This window comes from Binatus soli (SeqCode) (assembly GCF_050015535.1).
GTDB lineage: Bacteria > Desulfobacterota > Binatia > Binatales > Binataceae > Binatus > Binatus soli.
Genome location: NZ_JBEKBF010000016.1, coordinates 31,889 through 53,788, shown reverse-complemented (window position 1 = coordinate 53,788; position 21,900 = coordinate 31,889). Strand labels below are relative to the sequence as shown.

Here is a 21,900-nt window from a genome sequence, read left to right as displayed (position 1 = left end):
CGTCCGAAGTTTTTTCGACTCGGTTGACCATCCGGAGTAATCACTCGTGGTTACTCCGGATGGTCGCGCATCGGATTGCCGACCGGAGGATTCTGCGGCTCATCCGCCCGGCGTCGCGGTCGCCGTAGGAGTCGCGCTCAGGGTTGCGGTTGCGGTTGCCGTTCGGGTTGCCGTCGCGGTTGCGGTTGCCGTTGGGGTTGCAGTCGTAGTTGCCGTCGCGGTCGCGGTAGCGGTTGGGGTTCCCGTTCGGGTTGCCGTCGCGGTAACGGTTACCGTCGCGGTTGCGGTTGTCGTTGGGGTTGGAGTCGTAGTTTGAGTCGCGGTCGCGGTAGTGGTTGGTGTTGCCGTTCGGGTTGCCGTCGCGGTAGCGGTCGCCGTCGCGGTAGCGGTCGCCGTCGCGGTAGCGGTTGCAGTCGCGGTAGCGGTTGCCGTTGGGGATGCCGTTGGGGTTGCCGTCACGGTCGGGGTCGGGGTCGCGGTCGGCGCTACGAAGATGCAGGCGCAGGAGCCTTGTCCGCTACCCAGCCGTGTGATGTCGGCGCACGTTTCCGGCAGTCCGTCATTGAGTTCGTCCGCAGCCGGAACATCGGCTTGGAACACGTCTTCGGTGATCTGGGTATTCTGAACGTGAGATGCCCAAGCCATTAGTTCGCTATTGGTGGCCAGTATGAAGCTGGTGCCCGCCGCGGTTGGATCGCAGCAGACGCCGGTGCTGGGGTCGCAAGCTGCATATGTGGGCTGCGAATCCCCGTATGGAGCTGGAGTGCCATTTGGCAAGGTCGATATGATACGGACCGAGCCGTCGTGGAGGAGGCCCCCTGTCACCGGGTTCCCCGCCAAACTGCCACTGATGCTGAGGGTCAACAGACCATCCGCGGTCAGCGGGCATCCGCAGCAGGCCTGCATCGATTGCTCGGTATTGAAGACGTAGATCATCGCGCAGATTTCGCCCTCTCGCGAGGCGGGGGTGGCGCCCGTTGCATCTCCCTCGAGGGGAGCCGTGATATTGACGGAGGCCTGTCCCCCCTTGGTGTTGGCGTTGCTGAAATAATTCTGCAACTCAGTCCCGTACTCTTCGGACTCTGCCGCCGCCCTGCCTGACAACGCGAACGTCGCGAGGGCCACGGCCAGCAGAATCATCGTGCTTGTGCTCAGGACTCTCTTACCTAAAGGCGCTAAGGCCCATACACCATTCATGGTGGAATTTTTTCTCCCTGTCTCGCTGAAAACGGCGTAACCGTTAGCATCCCTCAACTAGGCTTTCAAGCGGCGTTCGGGTTGAATATCATGAATACCCTTATTGCTGTCAAACGGATGCCAAGATGTAGGGGAAAGTGCCGGCTGGTTTAGCAGTCTGGCGCCGAGTTCTTGCCGGGTTCGGACGAGTTCGGATTTGTCCAAAAGTGTCCGACCGTCGCTGGCGGTGGCCAAATGGCATCTCGCTTGCAATCTCCTGATTTCGATGTTACGTTCGCGCCCGAACTGTCAGCGAACGCGGGGGAGACTGACAAGAGATTCCGCGTTCTCAAGCTTGGTGCCGCTGGTTCGGCGATGAGTTTTGCACCGACCAGAGTGGTAAAACGTAACCAAAGCTATGCCTGAGCTGCATGGCTGGGCGGACGCGTGTGCGCCAATCCCCACGGTTCTTGCGGTCCAGTTGGGCCCGAGATAGCGGCGGTCGCGGAGCGCGATCGAACTTTGCGATGGCTGGGGAGATGGGCCGAAAGGTCGCTATTTGCCGAGCCCCGTCTCCGAGACTCGGCGCGCCATTCTCGTCCGGTTCGGTATGCGGGAAATACGATCATGAAGATGGGCAATCATTCGATCCGGGTCACTAAGCGGACTGCGAGCCTGTTCGGCGCGTTAGCAACGGTTGCGGCGCTTGTCTGGTTCGCAAGCACACCTGTAGAGGCTCAGTTTTTGCCGACAGCACCAGCGCCGCCCCCGGGGTCATCCTCGACGAGCGACGAACCGGTAATCGCTCCGCCCGACACGGCCAGTTCGGGAACAGTCGACAGCGGGGCCGCTCCGGGCGCACCTATATCCCTTTCCCCGGCACAGATTGAGCAGGCACGCTCGATGATTGGAAATGGCGCCGCTTCGCCGGAGGCGATACAGCGTCTGTGCGCGGGAGTGGCGGCCAAGCACTTGACTGCCGACCAGATAGACTCCACCGCCGCGTCCCTGGGACTATCGGGCGAGCAAATTGCGGAACTCAAAAACTGTGCATCCTCTGCGAGCACGGCGCCGCCGGAGGCGAGTCCGCGCGCGAACTCTTCAAGCTCAAGTCAGACTCCGGGAGGTCCGGTCGGCACTGCGGCGAGTGCGAACGGCGAGAGTCTGTCATCGATCGAAGGCTCCTTTCGTTCGCTCGCCGCCCCATCGCAACAGGTGCACAATCCGACTCCCTCAAATCTGCGCCAGTTCGGCTACGCCTTGTTCAGCGGCCCGGTCTCAACCTTCGCACCGCTCGGTGACGTGCCGGTTGGTGCGGATTACGTATTGGGTCCTGGCGACGAGCTCAATTTGCTGATGTGGGGCCGCGTCAACCGCACCTCGCGTCTCAAGGTCGAGCGGGACGGCAGCGTGCTGATTCCGGAGATCGGGCCGGTGGAAGTGTCCGGCCTGACTTTCGAGCAAGCGAAGAAGCTTATCGAGAGCCGTGCCGGACAGATCACGGGTGTGCAAGTGGACGTGACGATGGGTTCGATCCGCACCATTCAGGTGTTCGTGATCGGCAAGGTTGAGCATCCGGGGCTTTTCACGGTCAGCGCGCTGTCGCACGTGTCTAACGCGTTGGTCGCGTCGGGCGGCATCAGCAAGATCGGCACGCTGCGAAGGGTCGAGCTACGACGGGGCAATCAGCTGATCCGCGAGATCGATCTCTATGACATGCTCCTGCATGGCAAAACGTCGGCTGACGTGCGCCTGGAGCAGGGCGACGTAATCTTCGTGCCGGTAATCGGCAACGTAGTAGGGGTGACCGGGGATGTGAAAGACCCCGCCATTTACGAGCTGCGCGGCCAGGAAGATTTGGCAGCGGTGCTCCGTATGGCGGGTGGAGTCGGCGCCTTCGGCTATTCGCAACGCCTGCAGGTTGAGCGCATCAACAACCACGAACATCGGGTTGACATCGACGTGGCATTGTCGAGCCGGCAGTTCAGCAGTTTCGCGGTGCGCGATGGCGATCTGGTCAAGGTCTACACCGTGCTGCCGGAGCGCAACAACGTCGTGACACTTAAGGGCAACGCACGACGCCCAGGGGTCTACGAGTGGCGGCCTTATATGCGGGTGTCGGATTTGATCGGCGAAGGCGAGGGCGTCGCCGATCATACCTATTTCGGCTATGCGCTCATCCGTCGGATCGAGGGTCCCGATCGCCGCGTTCACTATCTGCCGGTCGACCTCAGCGCCGCGCTGCGCAGCCCCGCTTCGGGACAGGTCAACCTCGTCCTTGAGCCGCGCGACGAACTGACGGTTTATGCAGAGACCGACATTGGCGATCTCCCCCATGTGAGCATCACCGGCTCCGTCCGCAAGCCCGGCAGCTACGTGCTGAGCTCGGGGATGCGCGTAAGTGATCTGGTTTATGAGGCTGGGGGTATCAAGGAGAGCGCCTACCTGAACAAGGCCGAACTCGCGCGCGTTAAAGTCGTCGATGGCACTGCGCGGTTCCTGTACCAGGACATTGCGCTCGGTAGCGCGCTCGATGGCGTAGGGGGCGAGGATCCGGCGCTGGAGACCGGCGATCACCTTTTCGTCGCCGAAGCGTCCAACTGGCACCAACCGTGGACCGCGGTGGTCGAGGGAGAAGTAATGCGGCCCGGGCCCTACGTGATTCGCGAAGGTGAGCGGCTGAACTCCTTGCTGGAACGTTGCGGCGGGCTGAGAGCTGACGCCTATCTTGAGGCCACGGTATTCGTCCGCGAATCGGTTCAGGACTTGGAGCAGAAGGAGCTGGACGACAGCCGCCGCCGGCTCCAGGCAGACGCCGCGCGGCTCGCGATGATGCCGAAGCAGCAGTCCGCAAATAACAATACGGCGCAGACCCTTGAGGTAGTGCAGCGGGTGCTCACAGAGACCCAGTCGCAGCAAGCAACCGGGCGCGTGATTCTGCACTTGCAGTCACTGGACCGACTGCCCTCCTCGCAGGACGACATCGTTCTCCAGCAGGGGGACAAAGTCATAGTTCCCAAGCGTCCCTCGACCGTGGCGATCCTGGGCCAGGTCTTCAATCCAAGTGCGATCGTCTACGAACGGGGCCGCTCGGTGAGCGACTACCTGCAGCGCTCGGGCGGACCGACGCAGTGGGCCGACACGGACCACATCATGCTGATCCGCGCCAGCGGCGACATCGTCACCGACCAGAGTATACGCCATAGCGGGAAAGCGGCGTTGTTTCCGTTGCTGCCGGCGATCTCGGGCGGCCTGATGGGCGTCGAGGTCGAACGCGGCGACACGATCTATGTGCCGGAGACCCTGCGGTACGTTGACGAGATGCAGGAAGCCAAGGACATCACGCAGATCATCGTCAACGCCGCGACCTCGCTCGCGGTGCTTGGAATTCTGGCGACCAATCTTTAAGGCGAGCATGAGTCGCACTGCGATTATTCTGGTTGCGGCGTTTGGCCTGATGGCGATGGCCGGTACGGCCTACTGCGGCGCCTTACAAACCACTGTCGCTGGAAGCGACGGCCCGATCGACGATCGTGCGCTGATGGTCGCCGTGGGCGCGATGTTCCGGATCGATCCCGACTTGCTCGCGGCCATCGCGGTGGCCGAATCGGCCGGACGCGCCGACGCGGTTTCGCCGCGCGGCGCAATTGGGATTATGCAGTTGATGCCCGCAACCGCACAGAAATTTCGTGTCGACGATCCTTACGATCCGATCGATAGCGCGTTGGGCGCGGCCCGCTTCATCGACTTCATCCGTCTGCGTCAGGCTGCAGCTCTGCCCGACGGCAGCCTCGCCGATCTGCTGGCGGCGTACAACGCCGGCGAAGGCGCCGTCGAGCGCTACGGCGGTGTGCCGCCCTATGACGAGACCCGCGAATACGTCCGGCGGGTCTTGTGGCTGTATCTGGCGGGCATGCCACCTCCGCGGGACGGGCCGAAAGTATCAGTATCAAAGATCACGCATAGGAAAGTCGCGCCGCATGTGCTGGTAAAGCGCGATGCCGATGCTGATGCACGCGCGCGCCTGGCCGAGCTCCGTCATGAGCGTGCCATGGCTCAATCGGCGCCACCCGCAACATCATTCGTCCAACGCTGACTCGTCGCCTCAAATTCGTCCCTGCCGCTTTGCTCGCGAGCCTGATACTCGCGATCGTCGCGGACGCGCGAGCGTCCACCTACGTGGTGTACATCCCGCTGGACAGCCCCATCTACGATCAGCTCGATACCCTTGACGGACTTGGTTACCTCGACGATTACCTGAGCGAAGTACGGCCGATCAGCCGCGTCGAGGCGGCCCGTCTCACGCGCGAGGCCGAGCGCAATGTGGATGACTCCGAGCGCAAAGATCCACTGGCGCGCGAGATGGTCTCGTCGCTCGATGCGCAACTCGCCGATGAAATCGGCTGGCTGCGCGCCAATCGCGAGGACGACCTGCCCACGATGGCTCAGCCGGTGTCGCGCGTCGAAGGCCAGGGCATTTTCTCCAGCGGCGGGTCGCGTCACTGGAATACCGGCCGCGGCACGGCCGACCTTCAGGCCGTCGAAGACACGCCGCTGCTGCCGAACAACGACGGCCTGCCGACGGGGCCCGGCACCAACGAGGTCGTCCGGTGGTCAGGATGGGCGGGCTTCGGCAGTTTTCTGACCGGCTATGGCGAAGGCGCGGGCGCCGGCCCGGTGACGCGCGATCTCTCCAACATGGATCGGCTTCGCCCGCTGGGCGCCGAGGTCGTGCTGAGTCTCGGCAACAAGGCGATTTCGTTTGGGCAGCAGGAGATGTGGTGGGGTCCGGGCCACTTCGCCGCGCTTTCACAGAGCGATAATGCCGCCCCGTTCCCGGCGCTGAGGCTGCAGAACGTCCATCCTTCGCTGCTGCCCTGGTTTCTGAAGTACCTCGGCCAGTTCCGGTACAACATCTTCTTCGGCCAGCTCGACGCCGACCGCTATTGGGCGCATCCATGGCTCAGCGGCCAGGTGTTCGCCTTCAAGCCGATGCCGAACTTCGAGTTCGGCCTCGACCACGTCATCATGTTCGGCGGCCGGTACAACGATTTCTACGGCCTGTCGGGCTTTTTCGGCCGCGCGACCGGCTTCGATACCGGCAGTCCCAGTGTGGGACAAACCCACTCGCGCGGCGGCATCTGGCTGAGGATCCGCTTTCCCAAATTGCGCGGCTTGCTCGTGTACCAGGAAATGCTGGGCGTGGACAATCTCACCAGCCAGGTTCCGGGCATCGGCCGCTTCCTTCCGTTCGTAGCGGTTTCTTACCAGGGTGGATTCTATCTGCCGTACCTCACGCGCGACGGCCGCACCGACCTGCGCTTCGAGTACACAATCCTCGAGCCCAACTACGCGAGTCACGGCGACTCGCTCTATTGGACCAACAATTCCTATATGATGGGCGATCCCTTGGGCCCCAACGCGAGCGAGATTGACCTCGCTGTAGGGCGATGGTTACGCAACGACTTAAAGCTGACCAGCGATCTGTTCGTGACCGATCGGGCGCCGACTATCGGCACCAACAGTCCCTACCCGGCTTCCCTCTACGGCCCGAACCTGGTCAAGGAGCGCAGCGCAGGTGTCGCCTTCGATGTGCTCAAAATCCCGGCGGAGATCAGCAAGACGATTCCAGCCCTGGCCACGGCGCCGATTCCGTTCGTCGGCAGAGTATCCGTTCCGGCGCTGGGCTCGGCCCACGCGCGAGTCTCCTTCGAGTACGTTGACCATCTGAATTACGGCAACGCGTCATCTTTCCGCACGATGCTCTCGTTATCGATCGGCCTCCAGCCCACGCATGACACCTACACCTGGCATTAGTCCGATGCCCACCAGAAGCCAGGCAGCGAGACAGCAAGTTCGCGCCCAATCTTTCCTTTGACTGCAATTTCGCGGGCGCCGAACCGATTCTCACCGGCGCCGCTTAGCGCAAGGTCGCGGCACCGACCGCTCGGTGGATGGAATTCCACTTTGGATTGCGGCTGGCGGTTGCGTCCGAATGATTAAGCGAGCCACCGATATACTATTTTCCGTAATCGGATTGCTGGTTACCTCGCCCCTGTTCCTGGCCATCGCCTTGCGAATTTGGCTGGAGGACGGGCGACCGATCTTTTATAGAGGCGAGCGGGTTGGGCGGTTCGGCAAGCCGTTCAGGATGCTGAAGTTCCGCACGATGGTGGCGCATGCCGAGCGACTAGGCGGTACCTCCACCGCTAAAGACGATCCACGCATCACGCGCGCGGGCCGTTTCTTGCGGCGGCACAAGCTCGACGAATTGCCGCAGCTCATCAACGTGCTCCGGGGCGAAATGAGTTTGGTTGGACCACGGCCGCAAGTGGAATGGGCGGTCGCGCTGTATGATGCGGGGGAACAAGCGCTTTTGTCGGTGCGGCCGGGAATGACCGACTATGCCTCAATACGGTTTAGAAATGAGGGCGAGTTGCTTCGCGGCAGCGCAGACCCGGATCGTGAGTATCTGGAAAAGATCGCCCCAGAGAAAATCCGCCTAGGGTTGAGCTACGTCCGGCATCACTCGCTTGGAGTCGACCTCAGGATTATCGCTGCCACTCTGTTAAGCTTGACCGGCGGCCACCTGGGCGAGAGGCTGGCGGGCGATCGCACCGAACGGCCAAAGAGACAACCGTGAAGCAGTTTCGAACGGAAACCGAGCGGCAAGTCGGTAAGAATATAGAGCGAATCTTCAACGCGTCTGCTGACGACGTCGAGACGAAGCTCGAGAATTTCCCGAAGTATGTGCGCCGTCAGCATCTCAAGCGCTTTCTCGCGCTCTACGAGATTTTCAAGCTCGTACTCCCGGTTAAAGGGTCGGTCATCGAGTGCGGCGTGTTCCGCGGCTTCGGGCTGATGTCATGGGCCAAGCTCAGCGCGATGCTGGAACCTGAGAACCTTACGCGGCGGATTTACGGCTTCGATACGTTCGAAGGGTTCCCCCATATCAGCGAGCATGACCAGAGCCGGTTCAATCGCAACCGGGAAGGTGAGCTGCGGGCGGATAGCTACGGCGAAATTAATCAGCTCATCAAGGAGTATGACGCTGACAGGTTCCTGGGGCATATACCCAAGGTTGAACTGATCAAGGGTGATATCGCTCACACCATTCCGGCGTTTTTGAAGGACCATTCGCATCTCATGGTGAGTCTGCTGTTTCTGGATTGCGATCTCTATGAACCGACGAAACTGGCGGTTGAACATTTGCTGCCGCGCATGCCCAAGGGCGCCGTCATCGCTTTCGACGAGCTAGACAATCCGATATGGCCGGGTGAGACGCGGGCGTTGCTAGATAGCGCCGGTATCCGAAACCTGAGGATTCGCCGTCTCGAGTGGGACCCCTATATCGGTTACGCCTTAATCGAGTAAATCACGACGCGTCGGCGGACAAGCGAGAAGCAATGAAAGACTCCAACGGATCGGCGGCGAAGCGCGAGGAACTGGCGGCGCTTGCGAAACGAATTCGCCTGCACGTTGTCGAAATGGTTCATGCCGCCGGAAGTTCCCACGTTGGAACGTGTCTGTCGATGGCCGAGTTGCTTGCGGTGCTCTATGGTCAGGTGTTGAACGTCGATCCCACCCGGCCAGACTGGTCCGAGCGCGATCGGCTGATCATGAGCAAAGGGCACGGATGCGCAGGTCTCTACGCGGTCCTAGCCGAGCGCGGTTTTTTCCCGATCGACTGGCTTCAGTCCTTCTATCATGACGGGGCGCGGCTCGCCGGCCACGCGACTCATCACGGTATTCCAGGCGTTGAGGTTTCGACCGGGTCGCTTGGGCATGGCCTCTCCCTGGCGTGCGGTATGGCGCTGGTCGGCAGGCGGGAAGAGCGTTCATGGCGGGTGTTCGCGCTGCTAAGTGACGGCGAGTGCGATGAGGGCTCAACGTGGGAAGCAGCGATGTTCGCGCCGCATCACAAGCTCGACAACCTAGTGGCAATCGTCGACTACAACAAGATTCAGAGTCTCGGAACGGTTAAAGAAGTGCTCGACTTGGAACCCTTTGCGGCCAAATGGCGCAGCTTTGGATGGTCGGCCGTCGAGGTCGATGGCCACGACATCATCCAGCTCCGATCGGTTCTTTCGGCACTTCCGACCGAGAGGGGAAAACCAACTTGCGTGATCGCCCATACCGTTAAGGGCAAGGGCGTAAGCTTTATGGAGGACAAATTGCTCTGGCATTATCGCTCGCCGGACGAGCAGGAATTCAGGCAAGCGCTTGCAGAGTTGGAAAAATCACAGTGAGAAGCGCGTTCTTCCGCACGTTGATGTCGCTAGCCGAAGAAGACTCGCGCATTTGCCTGGTTGTTGGCGATATCGGATTCGGTGTCGTCGAACCGTTCGCACAGCGCTTTCCCACCAGGTTCGTCAACGTCGGAGTCGCGGAGCAGAACATGACCGGGGTTGCGGCCGGCATGGCGATGTGCGGAAAGGTCGTATTTACGTACTCGATCGCGAACTTCCCGACGCTGCGGTGTCTCGAGCAGATCCGCAATGATGTTTGCTACCACCACGCAGACGTCAAGGTGGTGGCGGTCGGCGGCGGGTTCGCCTATGGCGCGCTGGGCATGACGCATCACGCCACCGAGGATCTGGCGATCCTACGAAGCATGCCCGGCATGGTGGTGGTTGCACCCGGCGATCCGATTGAGACGGAGTTGGTCACTGGCGCGATCGTGGCGCAAGCGGGCCCCTGCTACTTGCGGTTGGGCCGTGCCGGTGAGCCGACAGTACATACCAGCCGCCCGGAATTCGAACTCGGCAAGGCCATCGTCGTACGCGAGGGAAGCGATCTGGCCATGATATCTACGGGAGGGATGCTGGACACTGCGGTTCAGGTGGCTGAGCGAATCGCCAGACTAGGACTCCACGCGCGCGTGCTTAGTATGCACACCATCAAGCCACTGGATCGTGACTCGGTTCTGGCGGCGGCGCGCGAGACTGGTGCGATCTTTACATTGGAAGAGCACAGCGTGATCGGCGGTCTAGGTGGGGCGGTCGCCGAGGTTTTGGCCGAGTCCGGAGAGTTGCGCGTGCCGTTCCGCCGGATTGGCTTGCCTTCTGAATTTTCATCTCGCGTCGGCAGCCAGGAATATCTGAGGGCCTGCTATGGTCTTTCGGCTTCAGCGATCGTTGACACTGTGCGCGCGACGCTGATCTCCACGCGGACCGTAACCGCCTAACGAAACTTCAGCGGAGTGCGAAGAAGAAGCACCGTGTTTTTATCCGGTTCACGGACTGATAGCGCCGGATGCTATGGCGCTATGCGGTGAGCCGGGTAGAGAGCTTGATGAGCTTGAGGTTAGAGAAGAATGGGATACAAGGTGCCGTTCGTGGATCCGCGGACTCACTATCGTAACTACAAGGGCGAGATTGACGCCGCAATCTTCGACTGTCTGAGCAAGGGCGACCTGATTTATCGGCAGCAACTGCACAATTTCGAGGAGATGCTCGCCGCTTTCGTTGGCGTAAAATATGCTGTCGGCTTGGGCAGTGGTTATCACGCTCTGTTGTTTGCGCTGATGGGTGCGAGTATAGGACCCGGAGACGAGGTCATCACGGTTGCCCATACTTTTGTGGCCACGGTGTCCGCTATCGTTCATTGCGGAGCCAAGCCCGTGCTGGTCGATGTGGCCTCCGACTTCAATATAGATCCTGATCTGATCGAGAAGGCAGTCACGGAACGCACTCGAGCCCTTATGGTCGTTCACCTCAACGGCCGGATCTGTGACATGGCACGAGTCACGGAGATCGCCTCCAAACACAACCTGGTAGTCATCGAAGACGCCGCGCAATCGCTGGGCGCGACTTTCGACGGCCGCGGAGCGGGTAGTTTCGGCGCCGCGGGCTGTTTCAGCTTCTATCCATTCAAGTTGCTTGGGGGCTTTGGCGACGGCGGGGCGCTGACCACGAACGATGCCGGGATCGCGCGCATGGCGAGCCTGTTGCGCTTCAATGGCGAAGATCGCGACACAGGAGAATATCACCACCATGGCCAGACGGCGCTGCTGGACAACGTTCAGGCCGCGGTATTGAGCGCCAAGTTTCCTCATCTGCCAGCTTGGATCGAACATCGGCACAGAATCGCGGAACATTACGGTCGCGGTCTCGAAGGTGTCGGTGATCTGCGGCTGCCCTGTTTTCGGCAGGAACGCCAGAAGGACATTTCCCAGAATTACGTGGTTCGGACGACGCGGCGCGACGCGCTCCGAGCGCATCTGCACAATGAAGGAATCGAGACCTTGGTCCATTGGCCCAAGCCGATGTGGGAGCATCGTGGGCTCGGGTTGACAAATCCCGGACTGCCTGAGACCGAGGCCATTTGCCGCGAGGTTATCTCGCTGCCGATGAGCGCTGAAACCACCTTCGAACAGGTAGATTACACAACGCAGCAGATCCGAGAGTTCTTTTCCAGGCGCGGGCCGGATCGGAGGTAAGGTGGCGCTCGGGTTGAGTCAGCGCGCGGACCGGATTACGCAGGCGGAAATCCGGGTGATGACGCTTGAGTGCGAGAAGCTTGGCGGCATCAATCTCGCCCAGGGCGTATGCGACACTGGCGTGCCTGCTCCCGTGCGGCGCGGCGCGCAAATTGCCATTGATGAGGGAATTAACAGTTACACCCGGTTCGATGGACTGGCGGAGTTGCGGCAGGCCATCGCGGCGAAGCTGCGTGAGTTTAACGGTATCTGTGCAGATCCCGAAACTGAAATTACGGTAAGCTCGGGTTCAACAGGCGCCTTCTATTGCACCTGTCTCGCCCTGCTGGATCCAGGGGACGAGGTGATACTGTTCGAGCCCTACTATGGTTACCACCTCAACACGATCGAAGCGGTCGGGGCGACCGCCAGTTACGTCAGGATGCATCCCCCGGACTGGCGCTTTGAGTTGCGCGATTTGGAGCGCGCAATCACTCCGCGTACCAAGGGGATCATGATCAACACTCCGGCCAATCCCTCGGGCAAGGTATTCGACCGCGGCGAAATCGAATCGATCGGTGAGATAGCGTGCCGCCGCGATCTGTTCATATTCACCGACGAAATTTACGAATATTTCGTGTACGACGGCCGCCGACATCTGAGCCCGGCCTCGATCTTGGGGTTGGCCGATCGGACGATCACCATTTCGGGCGTATCGAAGACCTACAGCATTACCGGTTGGCGAGTCGGATACAGCGTCGCCCACCGGCGGTGGGCCGAGATAATCGGCCACATGAACGATCTGATCTACGTATGTGCGCCGGCGCCGCTTCAGTCCGGCGTGGCCCGCGGTTTGAACGAACTGCCCCGCTCCTACTACGACGACCTGGCGGTCCAGTACACGGGTAAGCGCGAGCGGATTTGCCGCGCCTTGACTTCAGCCGGGCTAACGCCCTGCGTTCCCCAGGGCGCCTACTACGTGCTGGCGGATGTCTCGCGATTACCGGGTGCGACGAGCAAGCAAAAGGCCATGCATCTGCTGCGCGACTGCGGAGTGGCAGCGGTTCCGGGAGAAGCTTTTTATCACGCTGGTGGCGGCGAAAACCTGGTGCGGCTATGTTACGCGAAGGATGACGCCGAGTTGGACATGGCCTGTCGGCGCCTTGAGGGGCTGCGCTGAGGTGCCGGTCAGGATAGAATGACGTGCTCGGCGAGGATCAGTACCCGCTCCAGCGCGCGTCGGGATTTGGACGCGGGCTGCTTAGTTGAGATTGCATGGTGGGAGGCGAAAATTCCGCGATGGCTCACGCGTCATCCGTAGCGCCTGAGGTACGGGCTCAACCGGGGGAGCGTCGAGCCGGTCACTTCCAACCGCCGCGCTTGCCGGCGCTGGTTGTGCTGGCTCGCAATTGGAAATTGCTGGCGTATGGAACATCGGTTGCTACGTTGGCTTGCGCTTTCCTGGCGATGTTCGTGATGACCAAGTGGTATCGGGCGGAAGCCGTGCTGCGCCCGGTATCCGAACTGATGCCAAACCGGTTGGCCGTCAGCGAGCGTCCGCTCAACGTCTCCTCTTTGCTCGACCAGGTTGTGCCTACCTCTCGGGCTGAAGAGCTCATTACGACCGTCGAGAGCTTCCAATTCAGCTTGGCGATGGTCAAAAACCACCATCTCGAACGGGCGTTGCTGAGTACGAGGCATTGGCGTCCGTGGAATCGACACCCCGATCCAGCCTGGGAGATATATCGAACGCTGCAGGCACGCTTCTCCTGCGACTATTCGATCAGCACCGGGAACCTGACGCTTTACTACCAGGATCGGGACCGCGCGATGGCGCAGACGATACTCGGCTTCTACGTTGATGACTTGAGAGCAAAGCTTCGAGAGGAACAGGTCGGCACCACCACCGCGACTGCAAAATCACTAAGAGACGAGGCGGGATCTACTCCCGACACTTTGCTCCAGCAGCAGCTTTTTCAGCTCATCGCCGAACAGTTGCAACAACAGAAGCTCGCCATGGTGGATGCTAATTTCGCCTTTAAGGTAATAGATGCTCCGAGGGCGTCGGATAGGCCGTATTCTCCAAGCGTGCTCCTGGTCAGCGGTCTTGCGTTTGTGGTGACGTTGTTCATTTCCTGCCTCATCATACTGACTCGGGAGCAATTGACCTATGGATAAGGCGAGCGCGAGCTGACTCCGGCCTCCGGCCGCGAAACGCGCGCAGACGCAGCCCGCTGGCCAATATGTATCTACCCTGGGTTCTGAAAAGTGCACCATCGCCTGATCCTCATCGTCGGAATCGGCGAACGGCCGGGTCCATTCCGCCTCTGACAACCGAGTCCTGAGTGTCGCGCAAGGAAAGCACTGATTCCGCACAGCCGCCCCAAGCGCCTGGCGCGGGGATGGAGCTCGCTCCCGAGCCTGAAGCAAGCGGCGTGATGACGCCCCTGCTAACGGGTTCTGCGGCGGTCGCTCTAGTCTGGGTTGCGGGCACGGGCCTGCAGTACGGCTCGCAGGTGCTTTTCGCGCGCTGGATGGGAGCGGCCGATTATGGCAACTACGTCTACGCGATCGCGCTTGGGCAAATCCTGGCAATCGTCAGTGGACTTGGGCTGCCTATGGCAGTGATGCGGTTTGTACCTGGCTACGTGACGAGACATGATTGGTCTGGATTACGGGGAATAGTACGGCGCAGCAGGCAGCTCACTGTCGCGGCCAGCATTGCATTGGCGGCGCTGCTGACTATTGTCTTGTCGATCATACGACCGGGCAGCCTCGATGTTATAGTGCTGTTACTCGGCACCTGGCTCGTGCCGGCCGCAGCCCTGTCGAATCTGGAAAGCGAGATCAGCCACTCTCTCAACCGCGTCGCTCTTGCCTATCTGTTTCCGGTTCTGGCCGATCCTTTGTTGTGCGTGGGATTCGCGCTGGCGCTGAAAGGTATGCGCGGGCATCTCAGCGCGACCCTGTTGATGATCGCGAGATATTTTTCTCTCTCCGTCACGCTAGTCCTGCAGTTTGCTGTTTCACAAATCGTGCTTCCGGCGGCAGCGCGGGGATCGAAGCCAAGGTTCGAGACCGTTCTGTGGCTGAGAGCGTCTCTGCCGCTCCTATTGGTGACCGGGTGTTACGTTGTCTTGTCTCGCGCCGATCTCCTGACGCTGGGCCTGTTCAGACCACCCGGGGAGGCTGGTCTGTATTCAGCCGCGGCCAGGACCGCAGGGCTGGGGAGCCTGGTCCTAGGTGTGGTCAACGCGAGGGGCGGGCCGATCTTGTCGGAAGCGTGGAGTCGCGGCGATCTGACTAGATTCGATTTGTTGGCCCGGACAATCGTGGCGGTGGCGGTCTGGCCATCGCTGTTGGTTGCGCTCGTATTGTGGGCGGGAGGGGGGCGCATCCTGGCGACGTTTGGACCAGGATTCTCGGCCGGGTACAGTGCCTTGGCGATTCTGGTCGTCGGGAATCTGGTTAATTCGGCGGCCGGGCCGGTCACTACTATCGCGATAATAACCGGGCGGGAGGATGCCGCCGCCAAGATTTTCGCATGGGCGACTCTCGTTGATCTGGCACTATGTATCCTGCTGGTGCCGCGGCTCGGGTCGGTAGGCGCCGCAATTGCAACGGTGGCGAGCATGTGTTTGTGGAACCTGTGGTTAAATCGGCTAATAAGCAGAGATTTGGGGATACGGCTATCTGAGGGGTTGACCGATCGGCGAATCCTCAAGGCCGCGAGTCTTTTGTTCCGACCGACCTCATCATGGAAGCCAGCCGAGTAATCTATATTGCGGGCGATGGCCGCAGCGGAGGTACTCTGCTCGGGCAGATACTGGATGGTTTGAGTGACTCGGTCTATGTTGGCGAGCTCAGGAACATCTGGCACGAGGGCTTCGAGCAGAACGAACCGTGCGGATGCGGCGAGCGCTTCCGGCATTGCGAGTTCTGGCGCGCTGTGGTCGAGAAAGCGTTCGGCTCGTTCGAGCGGTTGGACGCGAGAGCGATGCTGAATATGCACAGGTCGTTGGCTCGGGAGCGGTATATACCGATGCTGATGCTTCTGAACCGGGTCCCGGCGGAACTGCTCGGGAGTAAACTGCCGCGGGCTTATGAGGACGCCCTGAGCAGATTATACCGCGCTATCTGCCAGGTGGCGGGCAAGAGCGTCGTGGTGGACTCAAGCCGCGAAGTGTCGCAAGCGCTGGTGCTGGCTCGAATTCCGGGCATCGACTTGAGGGTGCTCCATCTGGTTAGGGACAGCCGGGCAGTCGCGTTCTCGAATTCACGCCGTAAACCTCAATTTCGCGGCGACAACGCCTCGCAACATCGCAAACCGGTGTTGACTTCGAGCGCAAGCAGCACACTCGCATTCGACGAGGATGGCACCACGCGGATTCTGCCCCGGCAAGGGGCTGTGACAAGCGCGCTGGTGTGGACCTGGCGCAATGCGTCGGCTTCGGGGATACCCCACTTGAGGCGCCGCCGGAAGATTCCCTATGCCCGGTTGCGGTATGAAGATCTGGTGCGAGATCCGAGAGAGGCAATAGGGCGTGCGCTGGATGAGCTCGAGCTTGGCAGACCCGATCTCTCAATGATTGACGGGACCTACGTCAAGCTCGGGGTCAATCACGCGATCAGTGGCAACCCGGTGAAATTCAATTCAGGCGGTGTGGACCTTCGGATCGATGATGAGTGGCGTAGGGCGATGAGGGAACGCGACCGTAGGACCGTTACCTTGATCACGAGCCAGCTGATGCGCCGGTATGGTTACACGATCTGAGCTGCACGGCCGAGCACCCTCGAACATTCGCGGCTCCAAAATGGCGAACGTTGAGCGGCTTCCTACGATTCCAAGACTCTTAACGGCTACTCAGAAGCGATTTCATCTCCAAAGGTGAGCGATCGGGAGTAGGCGCGCTTCGATGGACACCACTTGGCCACTTTCTGCAGCGGTCGTCGGCTTAATCATCCTGCAGAGTAACCTGGCACGCAATCAACTTGGTAGCTGGCTGGCGCCCGGGGCTTTCTTCGGCCTGATGTGGGCCGCGGTTGGCGTGCTGAGTCTTTCGATTGCGCCCGAATTTCGCATCTGGCCGGGGATCCTATGGGTACTTTTCATGAGTTGTACCGCGCATCTCGGGGGTCTTCTCGTTTCGAGCGGCGAGAGTTCCTCGTATCGGCCGTCCGCCTCTGAGGGAGTAGCGTCGCAAGGGCTGCCTCTGCCGCTGGCAGTCCCGCTTCTGCTCGCTTCAGCAATACTGGGCACGGCTGGGGTGGTGTATCTCGTCTCGAGTTCGGGCAGGTCGTTGTCGGCGCTTTTGTCGATCAGCGCGTTGAGCGCCATCGCATCGCAGTTCTCGGGGTTGAGATACGGCGATCCGAATTACCGGGAGCCGGCCGCGTTCCTGGTTATGAGCGTGTTTGTCTGTCTCGCTGGCTACATGGGAGGCATGATCTTCGCGTGTAGGGGCTCTCGCCTCGAGAAGCTGGCCGCGTTTACTGGGGTAGTGCCGGCTCTTCTCGAAATGTTTGTACTCGGCACGAGAAGCTCTTTGGTCGGGTTCGTTATCAACTGGATTGCGAGCTATTGCGCGACGCGCGCGTACATTGGCGAGCGGCGGCTATGGCAAAACTGGAAGCGGGCGTTGACTACGTTGGGTTCGGGTCTCGTAGCGTTGACGTTTTTTTATGTGATAGTGCTGCTGATACGCATGGGCACCTTTGCTCCGAGTTCGACTCCTGTGTCGACGCAACGTGAAGAGGTACTAGTAAAGTACAGCCTGAGCGCCGCCAGAGTGCAGTTCGTGGGTTACCCAGCCGCGTTCTCCACGTGGTTCGGTGAGAACTGGGACGTGTGGCAAACGCCAGGTCTAGGGCGTTACGGCTTCGACGGACCGGCAGGATGGATTGGATATAGGGTCGTGCGAAATTTTGAGCAGATCGACCTCTCACCGAACAGGAGCGGCGCTCTCACAAATGTGTTCAGCATGCTGTTCCCCATGGCCCTCGATTGGACGCTGCCCGGGTCGTCCATTTTTTTTCTGGTTTTGTCTGCCCTGGCGAGCCTGGCGTATGTTAAGGTGTGCAGGCATAACGCAGGGTATATTCCGCTGACCGTCTTGTACTACGAAATCGCCCTGTACGTGACTGGGTTTGCCTTGCGCAGCACCGTGACTGACGTGGCTTGGGTCTTGTTTGCCTGCTACTTGTGGTTGGTTTCCGGCGCAGAACTCAGGGGCTACTTGTCTGAGTCCTGAATCAGGTACAGGGTGCTGCGTAGCAGCATGTACCGTGATTTCTTCACGGCGCCTTCACTCTTTTGAGATGCAGATCTACGGCCTTACCGTGCGTCGCATCAGTCACTTCAGGCTTCGGCATGTGGAGTAACAAGCCAGCGATTCCGGCCAGCGTGGGCAGTTTTCACCCGATAGATAGCGCAGGGGGGAAAATCTCACACACTTTGATCGCGTACAAAAGAATCCCCCTCTTAGTCATCTACTTGCTGGCAGTCTTCAGTTGGTCCTGGCATCCGACTTCATTCACTGGAGACGATTCGTACTTCTATCTTGTGGTCGCACGAAACCTGGTGCTTTCCGGCCGTCAGACCTTTTCCGGAGTCGTTCCTACCAATGGCGTGCACCCTCTTTGGTTATATGTCCTAGGCGCTTATAGCTACGTCGTCTCTCGGTTCAGCCCGTCCTTACTGTGGAACGCGCGCTATCCAGTGCCGCTGGCCGCGTCGCTGCTAGGCCTGGGAGCGTGGAACTTTCGCAAAGTCGAAGATCTGCTGGGACTTGGTCCTCTATTCACGCTCTTGCCTATGGTCTTTCTGTCTGTTTTCGCAGTCCTCTTCTCGGAGGCGCACCTGTTTTACTGCGCGCTTTCGTGGCTGACCCTCCTCGCGGTCAGGACCGCGATTGCGCGGAAACCGCTTTCCGGCCTGATCGGCTTCGCCGCCGCGATGGTCTTGCTCTCACGGCTGGACTCGATCTTCCTGGTCGGAGCGCTGTACCTGTGGTACCTCGCCATTGACCGTCGATTGTTGCCCGCACTGCGATCGGCGGGAGTTTGCGCGTTGATTGTCGCTCCATATTTGATATCGAACGCGGTCTTCTTTGGCGGGTTCGTTCCCATACACGGCTGGATAAAGTCTTCCTTTCCTCACGTGGTACTAAAGGGCTTTTATTTCCCGACTATCTTTGCCTCCAGCATCGGCGGGTACAACCTGTTTTGGGGATACATTCCCCTAATCGCCGGACTGATCCTGCTGCCACGCCTGGTTCGCCTAAATACCGCGCTAGGTATTGCCTATGTTTACCTATTCGGATGTCTGGCAACTTGCGTGTACATCACGCTATTCGTGCGCTACGGCTCATACTGGTACTGGTACTACGTGGAGCCGGTTATCCTGCTTTCTTTCACGGCCAGTATTCTTCTCAACCATAATCGTCCCGCATTGTTCACAGCCACGCTGGCCGTCGGCGTAGCCGGAGTGGTGGCGCTGATGCTGCTCCCGCAGCATGCGGAGCGTACGGAACCTCTGGAAAGAATTGTCGCCTATGTGAAGACGCACCGAATCGACAACCAGCTGATACTTGTCTCCGACAATCCGGGCTATCTGGCGTTCAACACCGACGATCCAATACTCGCGGCGGACCTGCTTACCGCGAATCGTCGATTTGTGGAGCAGATGGAGACCAGCGATAACTCTCTCCGATTTCTCCAGGACTATTGCGACAAGTTGGGTATGCCGATTCGGTGGCTGTTTTATCTCGGCGGCTCATGGCTGGTCCCGTCAGCGGACTTGCGCAGTATCACATATTGCGATCCGCACACGCATCCAACTTGTCGCGCTGTCGGCACTATAACCCTCGGTCCTCCCGATTACGTTTCGAGCGACCGCTACTTCATCGTATGGCGACTGAGTCCCTAGCAGGATGCTGAGAAAGCACCGAGATTCGCACATTTACCCGATCCAGCGAAGAGTAGAGCGTTGCGTTTCCAGGTTCAGATGGTAGGTGGGAGTGACTTGCGCAGGATTGCCGACACGGCGGAGCAGGGAGCCCGGGCCGTCAGGGTGTCGATCCTCATTCCCTGCCGCAACGAGCGGGAGTTCATCGCAATGTGTCTCGACAGCGTCCTGGCTAATGGTTTTCCAAAGGAAGAGTTGGAAATTCTTGTCGTTGACGGAATGAGCGAGGACGGCACTCGGGAGATCGTCACCGAGTACACGCAGAGATACCCGTTCATCCGGCTTATCGACAACCCGCGTCGGCTGACGCCGTATGCGCTGAATATCGGAATCGCCGCCAGCCGGGGCGAAATAGTGATGCGGATCGATGCGCATGCCGTATATTCGGCCGAGTACGTTCGCCGGTGTGTCGAGTCGCTGAAACTTTATGATGCCGATGACGTGGGCGGGATGCGGCGCAGTATCCCCCGCGACGACAGCTTGAGGGGTAAGGTGATCGTAGAATGCATGTCGCATCGATTCGGGGTTGGAGGGTCGCGTTACAGATACGTCAATCTGACCGAGCCCGAGGCTACAGATGTGGTGCCGTACTTCTGCTGCCGGAAGGAAAAGCTGCTCGAACTGGGCGGTTTCAACGAGCGAATAACGCGCAACGAGGACATGGATTTCAACAACCGCTTGCGCCGCAGCGGCGGCAAGATGCTGCTGGTGCCCGGCGCCACATGCTTCTATTATCAACGTACCGACTGGACCTCGTTTCTTATGAGTGCCTTCAGCGATGGGTACTGGGGAGTTTTCGGCTTCGCGTACGCCGGCCACTTTCCAGTTTCGCCGCGGCATCTGGTACCGCTTGCTTTTGTCAGCGCCGTCGTGGGCGCCGCGCTGGCGGGTGTGTTTGTGCCGGCGGCGCGGTGGCTCCTGCTGGCCATCTTAGGAAGCTATGTCGTCGCAAATCTAGCCGCATCGATTGACATCGCGCGAAGAGCGGGGGATGGAAGATACGCCTTCATAGCACCGCGTGTGTTCGCGGCTTTTCATAGCATGTATGGGCTGGGTGCGCTCTGGGGCTGCCTCAAGCTGGCGGTTATGCCGGCTTTCTGGCGAAGGGCCGCCGGGTGGAAGAAAGCGTGAGATGACCGATTTCAGCTCCCCAAACGTTTTCCACTTCTATCGCGGCCGGGTGGCTCTGTATGCCTTGCTCCGAGCGGCGGGAGTGCAGCCCGGAGATGAAGTCGTTCTTCAGGCCTTCACCTGTCTGGCGGTGCCCGCTCCGATCGTTGGCCTTGGCGCCCGTCCGGTGTATGTGGATGTGGATCGCGATACCTACTCGTTTGATCTGGTCGACCTCGAAAGGAAAATGAGCAGGCGGACCAAGGCAGTCATCGTACAGCATACATTTGGGATTCCGGCACAACTGGAAGAGGTTCTGCGCCTGGCCCGGCGATATGAAGCAACGGTGATCGAAGACTGTGCCCACGCCTGCGGATCCACCTACCAGAAGAGGCAAATTGGACAGTTCGGCGACGCGGCGTTCTATTCCTTTGAATGGGGCAAGCCGCTGGTGATTGGACTTGGCGGTGTCGGCGTGGTGAATTCTGCGGCGCTATTGCAGAGAGTACGCACCGTATATGGCGGATTCAAATTGCCTCCATTCAAAGACGTAGCGCGGGTTCGAGTACAATACCGTCTGCATCAGTTGTTTCGGCATCCCACACTTTTCTGGTGGGCTCGAGACATTTATCGGCAGTTGTCCGCGCGCGGAATAATGGTTGGAAGCTTTGATGAAGACGAAATGCAGGGGCGGCTCAGCGACGACTACTGCCGCCGGATGCCGACGTCTCTTCAGGAGCGCCTGGCGAGGAAATCGGGCCGCGAATTGCCTAGAGCTGCGCGGCGCCGGGCGATCACCGAACAATACGCCACGGGTTGCAGTCGGCTGGGAATCGATGGTGTCCCGATCAGTCCCGAGACGGTACTGTTGCGCTATCCAGTTGTTACGAAAGACAAGCCGCGAGTGCTGCACCGCGCGAGAGCGAGGAAGATTGCGCTCGGGGACTGGTACTGTTCTCCGGTTCATCCGCTGAGAGGAGCCGAGCTTTCTCGAATAGCTCGTTATGAGGAAGGAAGTTGTCCCACCGCAGAGGAGTTGGTTCGCCGCGTGGTGACATTCCCCGTCGATCCTGATAGTACAGAGGCCGCGGTCGAGCGGAACTTGGCATTTTTGGGCGAAATGGTGGCGGCCGGGGCGGTGTGAGAACCGGTTTTGACTTCAACCCCTGCTATCACGATTCGGCTCGCTTGGCTGGAGCACTATCGCATGCCGGTCGCGAGAGAAGGG

At 59.9% G+C, this 21,900-nt stretch carries 17 protein-coding genes; 16 read left to right on the top strand and 1 reads right to left on the bottom strand.

What is annotated here, in order from left to right; translation table 11 throughout:
* Positions 1 to 99 precede the first annotated feature (99 nt).
* Positions 100 to 1,140: a hypothetical protein gene (locus tag ABR989_RS13310; protein ID WP_428129360.1), complete on the bottom strand. Its 1,041-nt coding sequence runs from the start codon at positions 1,138 to 1,140 to the stop codon at positions 100 to 102.
* Positions 1,141 to 1,803: 663 nt separating this feature from the next.
* On the opposite strand from ABR989_RS13310, the gene ABR989_RS13305 reads away from it, so the two are divergent.
* The 16 genes from ABR989_RS13305 to ABR989_RS13230 all read left to right on the top strand — a co-directional run bounded on the left by ABR989_RS13305 (position 1,804) and on the right by ABR989_RS13230 (position 21,816).
* Entirely contained in the window at positions 1,804 to 4,584 is a 2,781-nt protein-coding gene (locus tag ABR989_RS13305) for an SLBB domain-containing protein (RefSeq protein ID WP_428129358.1), read from the top strand.
* Positions 4,585 to 4,591: 7 nt separating this feature from the next.
* Positions 4,592 to 5,272 carry a lytic transglycosylase domain-containing protein gene (locus ABR989_RS13300; RefSeq protein ID WP_428129356.1) on the top strand — a complete coding sequence of 227 codons (681 nt, stop codon included), beginning with the start codon at positions 4,592 to 4,594 and terminating at the stop codon, positions 5,270 to 5,272.
* A 29-nt stretch (positions 5,273 to 5,301) separates the two neighbouring features.
* Positions 5,302 to 6,993: a capsule assembly Wzi family protein gene (locus ABR989_RS13295; protein ID WP_428129353.1), complete on the top strand. Its 1,692-nt coding sequence runs from the start codon at positions 5,302 to 5,304 to the stop codon at positions 6,991 to 6,993.
* A 178-nt stretch (positions 6,994 to 7,171) separates the two neighbouring features.
* Positions 7,172 to 7,819, top strand: a complete 648-nt coding sequence (locus ABR989_RS13290) for a sugar transferase (RefSeq protein ID WP_428129351.1) — start codon at positions 7,172 to 7,174, stop codon at positions 7,817 to 7,819.
* Entirely contained in the window at positions 7,816 to 8,550 is a 735-nt protein-coding gene (locus tag ABR989_RS13285; RefSeq protein WP_428129349.1) for a TylF/MycF/NovP-related O-methyltransferase, read from the top strand. The genes ABR989_RS13290 and ABR989_RS13285 overlap by 4 nt, the downstream gene beginning before the upstream one ends.
* A 32-nt stretch (positions 8,551 to 8,582) precedes the next feature.
* Positions 8,583 to 9,425: a transketolase gene (locus tag ABR989_RS13280; protein WP_428129347.1), complete on the top strand. Its 843-nt coding sequence runs from the start codon at positions 8,583 to 8,585 to the stop codon at positions 9,423 to 9,425.
* 23 nt (positions 9,426 to 9,448) lie between these two features.
* Complete coding sequence (locus ABR989_RS13275) at positions 9,449 to 10,363, top strand: transketolase family protein (protein ID WP_428129345.1); 915 nt, start codon at positions 9,449 to 9,451, stop codon at positions 10,361 to 10,363.
* Positions 10,364 to 10,492: 129 nt separating this feature from the next.
* Positions 10,493 to 11,617, top strand: a complete 1,125-nt coding sequence (locus ABR989_RS13270; protein WP_428129344.1) for a DegT/DnrJ/EryC1/StrS family aminotransferase — start codon at positions 10,493 to 10,495, stop codon at positions 11,615 to 11,617.
* Position 11,618: 1 nt separating this feature from the next.
* Positions 11,619 to 12,776, top strand: a complete 1,158-nt coding sequence (locus ABR989_RS13265) for a pyridoxal phosphate-dependent aminotransferase (RefSeq protein WP_428129341.1) — start codon at positions 11,619 to 11,621, stop codon at positions 12,774 to 12,776.
* A gap of 200 nt (positions 12,777 to 12,976) precedes the next feature.
* Positions 12,977 to 13,774, top strand: a complete 798-nt coding sequence (locus ABR989_RS13260) for a GumC domain-containing protein (protein WP_428129340.1) — start codon at positions 12,977 to 12,979, stop codon at positions 13,772 to 13,774.
* A gap of 224 nt (positions 13,775 to 13,998) precedes the next feature.
* Entirely contained in the window at positions 13,999 to 15,372 is a 1,374-nt protein-coding gene (locus tag ABR989_RS13255) for an oligosaccharide flippase family protein (protein ID WP_428129337.1), read from the top strand.
* The gene (locus ABR989_RS13250; protein ID WP_428129336.1) at positions 15,354 to 16,370 is read left to right on the top strand and encodes a hypothetical protein; all 1,017 of its coding nucleotides are present in this window, start codon (positions 15,354 to 15,356) and stop codon (positions 16,368 to 16,370) included. The genes ABR989_RS13255 and ABR989_RS13250 overlap by 19 nt, the downstream gene beginning before the upstream one ends.
* 142 nt (positions 16,371 to 16,512) lie before the next feature.
* Positions 16,513 to 17,847, top strand: coding sequence for a hypothetical protein (locus tag ABR989_RS13245; RefSeq protein ID WP_428129333.1), 1,335 nt, complete (start codon positions 16,513 to 16,515; stop codon positions 17,845 to 17,847).
* A 203-nt stretch (positions 17,848 to 18,050) separates the two neighbouring features.
* Positions 18,051 to 19,523, top strand: a complete 1,473-nt coding sequence (locus ABR989_RS13240; RefSeq protein ID WP_428129332.1) for a hypothetical protein — start codon at positions 18,051 to 18,053, stop codon at positions 19,521 to 19,523.
* Between the two features lie 96 nt (positions 19,524 to 19,619).
* Positions 19,620 to 20,693: a glycosyltransferase family 2 protein gene (locus tag ABR989_RS13235; protein ID WP_428129330.1), complete on the top strand. Its 1,074-nt coding sequence runs from the start codon at positions 19,620 to 19,622 to the stop codon at positions 20,691 to 20,693.
* 1 nt (position 20,694) lies between these two features.
* On the top strand, positions 20,695 to 21,816 hold the full coding sequence (locus tag ABR989_RS13230; RefSeq protein WP_428129327.1) for a DegT/DnrJ/EryC1/StrS family aminotransferase: 1,122 nt from the start codon (positions 20,695 to 20,697) through the stop codon (positions 21,814 to 21,816).
* Positions 21,817 to 21,900: the final 84 nt, after the last annotated feature.

Bases quoted from the DNA above. Each gene is read 5' to 3' on its own strand.
- ABR989_RS13310 (WP_428129360.1), bottom strand. From the start codon at position 1,140: ATGATTCTGCTGGCCGTGGCCCTCGCGACGTTCGCGTTGTCAGGCAGG.
- ABR989_RS13305 (WP_428129358.1), top strand. From the start codon at position 1,804: ATGAAGATGGGCAATCATTCGATCCGGGTCACTAAGCGGACTGCGAGC.
- ABR989_RS13300 (WP_428129356.1), top strand. From the start codon at position 4,592: ATGAGTCGCACTGCGATTATTCTGGTTGCGGCGTTTGGCCTGATGGCG.
- ABR989_RS13290 (WP_428129351.1), top strand. From the start codon at position 7,172: ATGATTAAGCGAGCCACCGATATACTATTTTCCGTAATCGGATTGCTG.
- ABR989_RS13280 (WP_428129347.1), top strand. From the start codon at position 8,583: ATGAAAGACTCCAACGGATCGGCGGCGAAGCGCGAGGAACTGGCGGCG.
- ABR989_RS13275 (WP_428129345.1), top strand. From the start codon at position 9,449: ATGTCGCTAGCCGAAGAAGACTCGCGCATTTGCCTGGTTGTTGGCGAT.
- ABR989_RS13270 (WP_428129344.1), top strand. From the start codon at position 10,493: ATGGGATACAAGGTGCCGTTCGTGGATCCGCGGACTCACTATCGTAAC.
- ABR989_RS13255 (WP_428129337.1), top strand. From the start codon at position 13,999: ATGGAGCTCGCTCCCGAGCCTGAAGCAAGCGGCGTGATGACGCCCCTG.
- ABR989_RS13250 (WP_428129336.1), top strand. From the start codon at position 15,354: ATGGAAGCCAGCCGAGTAATCTATATTGCGGGCGATGGCCGCAGCGGA.
- ABR989_RS13245 (WP_428129333.1), top strand. From the start codon at position 16,513: ATGGACACCACTTGGCCACTTTCTGCAGCGGTCGTCGGCTTAATCATC.
- ABR989_RS13230 (WP_428129327.1), top strand. From the start codon at position 20,695: ATGACCGATTTCAGCTCCCCAAACGTTTTCCACTTCTATCGCGGCCGG.